Genomic DNA, 5,798 nt, shown 5'->3' on the forward strand with positions numbered 1-5,798 from the left:
CCGCCGTCTTCATCGCTCACCGTCACCGTGACCGTATAGACGCCGCTGACAGCGTAGCTGTGATTCAGGGCAAAGCTCTTGTCCGGGTTCAGGGCCAAGGCCTGCACACCGCTGCCGTCACCGTAGTCGACCGTCGCGGTCCAGGTATCCAGGCTACCCGGGTCGGTAAAGGCGCCGCCCGCCGTCAACGTGCCTGCCGGATCGATCGTCAGCACGGCATCGAGCATTACTGCCGGTGCCACGTTACCAACACCAATCACGAACGAGATCGAACCGATGGTAATGGTCACCTGACCTTCATCGCCAGCGGTAAAGATGATGGGCGTATTCGTACCCGAAGCGGTGGCGGCACCGGTCACGTTCCACGATCCCGGCTGGATCGGAATAGTGACCGTCTCGCCCTCTTGCACGTTGAACAGGCTGCCCAGCACCACCAGCTCAGCCGGACTCAGGTCGCCAACATCAACCCCGCTCAGATCCAGCGACGTAATCCGCGAGAGATCGGACGCGTAAATCAGGCCTTGCACCAGTGGATTACCCAGGAAGTCAGTGGTGACCGGCAGCCCCAGTGCCTGTGCGATCGCCACGCGCAACGCACCGTCGACTATATCAATCACCGCATCGAGCGGCGCGGTCGGGTTACCGTAGGAGGCCTCGGGCGTGGTCACCGCTACGCTGCTGTCGGCCACGTCGCGGTCGCGAATCTCGATCGCCTCGCCCGTAAACGTATCGGCACCACTACCGCCGAACATCCGGTCCAGCTGGTGGTTGCCGACAATCGTGTCGTCGCCGTCGCCGCCGTTGAGCGTATCGCGATCCGGCGCTGTGGCCGACTCGTTACTGGCGCCGGCAATCGGTGCGTCAATGAAAACAGTGAACTCTTCTGCCCCGGAAGGTGCACGCAAGTAGTAGGTGCCGGCCTCCAGCGTGCGCAGGTCAAAGACCGACTGCTGAGACTGCAGCACCCGCCCGCTGGCATCGACCAGGTCGCCCAGCACCGAACCAATGACCGCACCCTGCTGCAACGTAATCAGGTTACCGGCCTGGCCGTCGCCCAGCGTGCTGAACCGCACCCAGCGATCGCCGCTGATGTCCGCCGCAACGGTGAAGCGATTGCCGTCGCCGGTTACGAAGGAACCTGAACCGGCGATGGATACCGTCTCCAGCACCGCGAACTCGGTGGGCAGTTCAACGACACCGCGCGAACCGTAAACCACGTAACTGCGACCGGTACCCGTCGTCACAGCGGTATCCGACCCGATCAGTAGGTCGTCGATCCGGTCGCCATTAACATCGGTTGATGCAATAAAGGTACGCATCGGCACACCGGTCAATTGGATCGAGTCGATCTCTTCCCAGGCACTCAGGTCGTGATCGGTATCGACATATACCTTGACACCTTTCACCAGGAAATCGGTCTGCGCAAAGTCGATCACAAAGTCGACCGGCGTGCCCGGCAGGCTCGGATCGACACCCGTCCAGACGGTATGCAGCACACCCTCGAGGTCGACAAGATCCACCTGGGTGACAAAGCCGTTGCCATAGGTCTCGCGGATGACCACCTGGTTGGCATAGACCGGCGTGGCGTAGCCGACCGTAATGAACTCCTGGCTGCCGTTTCTCGGGCTTGGCGCCCACGCTGTCGTGATGTCGCCATAGCTGTTGGTGTTCGGTGCACCCAGCGCCTGACTCGCCGACCAATTGCCGGTTGAGGTCTCGCTGCTGAAATCCAGCACGGTCGTGGCGTACTGGCTGAGGGTCTGTGACGCTGCGCCGGTGAGTGTTGTATCGGCATCGGCCAGGGTCAGTACCGTGCCTTGAGGATTGGCGGCGAGGCTGCTGAAGATGCCGATCGCCCCGGACGCATCGAGCACGGCCAGATCACGATTGCCGTCGCCGTTAAAGTCGCCTGCCGTGGCCGTGAGATCGGTGCCGGTAATGGTATACGCCGGTGCGCCGAGCGCCCCCGCATCCAGTATCCCGACTGAGCCGAGGAAGACCCGCAGGTCCTGCGAACTAGCCAGGGCAAAGTCGTCGTAGCCGTCGTTGTTCAAATCCCCCAGCGCGATGGGCGCAACGGGCACCGGCGTCGCGGCGAGCGTGACCAGCACGTCGCCACCAGCAGGCAGCTCGGGCAGCAGCGGGACATTCACTGTACTCGAGGAGACGACGGAACCAAACCTGGTCTGCTGCGCCGTAAAACCAAGCGGTGGCGTGGTGACAGCCTCCTGATAGACAACCAAGCTGATGCCCTCGTGATACACCGGCTCGTTGACGAGGTCGAAAACGATGCTGGCGCCGGCGGCGCGTGCCTGGGCGAACGGCACGTTCAACGTCAATACGAATGTGTCGATGCGACTTTGGGTAGTCTGAAGGAAACCCGGGTCGTCGACGAAAGCATATATGCGCCAGTCGCCATTGAGATCGCTTGCATCCGAGGCCGGTAAAGTCCACTGAAAGTCGACATTACTGCTGTATTGACTATCAGAGCCGGGGATAGTCACAGTACGCTCGTAGTAAATATCTGATGGCGAGTAGGCACCTATCCGAATGATCTCCTGGCCTTCAAAGCTGCCCAACACGTTCAGTCCTACGGTGACACTCGTGTTGCCATCCCCTAATTCGTCCAGGCCCGATACCTCTACATTGCCCTGGTAGTACTCACCTTGCTCAAAGAAGCCGCCCGGAAGATCAACCGCGTCATCCGCAAAATACACCTTCTTCAGAGAGGCGCTCTGGGAGAGTTGCGTATTGATGGCATTGACGGTCTGTGCCAGGTTATTGCCATGCGTGACCTGCAGCGTAACGGCTGTGTCCTGATCGACGCGCGTCTCGGCTGGAACGACGACCTCGTAAGGCCCTGCCGGTGTCGGGAACAACAGGTTCCCGTTGGTGGATACCCCGGAGGCACCGTGGTTCTCGGAATACAACAGGACGATTTGCGAGTTCAGGCCCGCATACACATCGGCCGCTTGCAGGCCCGCGACGCTGACCGGGTCGTCGGCCAGGCGCGTGAACCCTGACACAATCGATATAGGAATACTGCCCCCGTCGAAGAAATACTGGAACGTTGCCGGCGCAAAGTACGCACCGTTTATCAGAGATGCGTTGGCTAATGGTAGGCCATTGGCAGTATAGCGCGCGGAGTCATACGCGATCGTCCCGGCAAGCTCGTTGAACCGCCAATAACCCACCAGCCCGGAAGTCGACGCCGTGCCGTTCATGGCCGCCGTGACCTCGCTTGGCGACAGCGCACGGTTCCAGATCCCCAGATCGTCCATCTCGCCCCGGAACGCTTCGGCCGGGTCGAAGCCGCCGCCAACCGTATCCTGGTCCTGACCCAGCAACAGTGAGGTTATCTGCAGCGAGCCTGCAGGAAAACCCCAGGCAGTGCCGCCACTGACGTTGTCAATTGTCTGTAGAACGCCGTCAACATACAGGCGCACCGCAGAAGCGCTGTCGCGCGTTAGCGCCAGATGGTGTTGCTGGTTATCGAGAATGTTTTTGGACAGGATCCAATCGCCCTGCCCGCCGGGCAGATTGAGCCTGACGGTGGTCCCGTTAATTATTTGCAGCAGTATCTCATTGGTGCTGCCACTCCCCGCCCCGCTGATAACGGTTGTTCCGGCCTTGTTCGTCTTCACCTGGACCGCAACGCTAAACGCGCTGGCGCCGTTCAGTGCCGAGCTGGGCAGGTTGACGCGGTCGTTATTGCCATCGAACTTCACCACGTTCTCTTCGATAATCCGGAAATTTGTGGCCGTCAGGTCCTCTTGCACCGCCGTGAACCCCAGCGGAGAAGAGTTCACAATCGACTCGCTGACCTCAAGCCGGACATCCGGACCCCCGTCGTCCGTCGTGAACTGCAGTCTGCCGTTGGTGGTCGCCGAGGCCGTGACCAGATAGGCCAGGTCACTGTCGGCGACCTGTGCGTTGATCTGATCGACCAGGGACATAATCGTCGGGTTGGGCCCGTACGTGACGATGAACGTCTCCGTCACTGTTCCGAGCTTGATGGTCAGCTGGGTCGACAGGCCCTCGACCATGATCGGCGCTGCCTGCGCTGTGACGACTGCCGGTGTCACCTCCTCCACCGTGAGCCCCGTGGTACCAAACAGAATCTCGTCGAGTCCGTCGCCGTTGACGTCGCCTGCCACCAGCGCCTGCAGGATCGATACGTCGGCCCCGGAGCGGATCTTCGCCAGCCGGTCGCCCAGACCCAGTTCCGCACCGCTCGCGGCAATAACCTGCCCGGAGTAGATATAGCCGTAGTTGTAGGTGCTGGTCACCGGCGACTGCGCGCCGCTGGTGGAATCGGCCACGATCAGCAGATCGCTCTGGCCATCACCGGTGATCTCCAGCCACTGCAACGCCACCTGGCCGTTGGCCGACAGCGGGTTGCCGCCCAACCGGATCGTGCGGCTGTTGCCGGCATCAAGCGTGGCCACAAAATCACCGTCCCACTCGCGCGCCCAGTCCTGCGCTCCGCCGAGTACGATCGTGACCAGCAGGTCGTCACCATCGGTACGGATGAACGCCAGGTCTTCGATGCCGTCGCCGTCCACATCGCCAACACCCTGCCCCGGCCGGCCGAGTGTCGCGTGATCGATGATCACCTCGGCGTAGGTATCCACTGCCTCCAGGTCCGCCAGGTCAGCAAGCCCCAGCAGCAGGAAGCTGTGCGTGGCACCGCTGGTGATGAAGTCGGCAAAACCGTCGTCATTGAAGTCGCCGATGGCTTGCAGTGGGCCCAGGCCACCGCCGCCGATCTGTTCGAGACCGAACGCGGACTCATCCACGTTGGCGTTATCCACATTCAGATCGACGCCGCTATGCCCGGGCTCGCTAAGGTCGAGGAACGGTACCGCCAGCGAATAAACAAACGCTTCAGACTCGAACGCCAGCGGATCAAACGCTGCCGGCTGCGGCGGCGTGAACCAGTAGCCGTCGCCCGGAACCTGGCTCGCCAGCCCGTTGCCATAGAGCGTATCCGCACCGCCGCCGCCGAGGATCTCGTCGTTGCCCGGACCGCCCAGCAGGTAATCCGCACCCGGTCCGCCGTCTAGCACATCACCCAGCGGGCCGCCGAACACTTTGTCGTTGCCCGCACCGGCGCGCACCGTGACCGCCGCCTCGCTCGCACCCTGCTCGAAGTCGCCCAGATCCAGACCCCACTCTTCGGTAGCCTGCTGGCCGAACATAAAGCCGCCATCCAGCCGCAGCACGTCGTCACCGGCGCGCAGATCAAACTCGGTGTGCTCCACATCGTGTGTCTGGTAAAACAGGTACTGCTGCTCATAGACAGTGTCGGTATTCACCAGAGTCGAACGGAACACCTGCTCACCGATGTCCCAGACCAGGCTGGTGAACTCGTAGCGATGCAGGAATATGTCGTAGCGCAGCGACGCGTAGTCCGGCACCGGCAGGCCGCGGCGATCAAAGTCACCGCCCAGGAACAGCACCCGATCCTCACCCGCGCCGCCGAAGAACTGGTCACTGGTGGTCGGAATCACCGTGCCGCCCGTGCCGTCACCGGCCAGCGGCAGCGCGTCCGGGATCAGCTGGAAGGTGTCGTCGCCGTCACCGCCGAACAACAGGTCCGGCGCGTTGCGGTCCACACCGCCCGTCAATACATCATTACCCGCCTGGCCAAAGATCCAGTCGCGGCCCAGGCCACCCGACAGCACGTCATTGCCATCGCCACCGAGCACAATATCCCGGCGCTCGTTCAAGGAGTGCTGCGCAAGGTCAATCTCAAGCGGGGTATCCACGCTGCCCAGCGGGGCGAACGTCAGACT

The 5,798-nt window shown here is 62.0% G+C and carries 1 protein-coding gene; it reads right to left on the minus strand.

Annotated features, from left to right (window positions below):
- On the minus strand, nt 1-5,798 hold a 5,798-nt coding region (locus EYC98_RS21605), incomplete at both ends, for a LamG-like jellyroll fold domain-containing protein (protein ID WP_279247495.1).

The organism is Candidatus Litorirhabdus singularis (assembly GCF_026262625.1).
In the GTDB taxonomy this organism is placed as follows: Bacteria; Pseudomonadota; Gammaproteobacteria; order Pseudomonadales; family Halieaceae; genus Litorirhabdus; species Litorirhabdus singularis.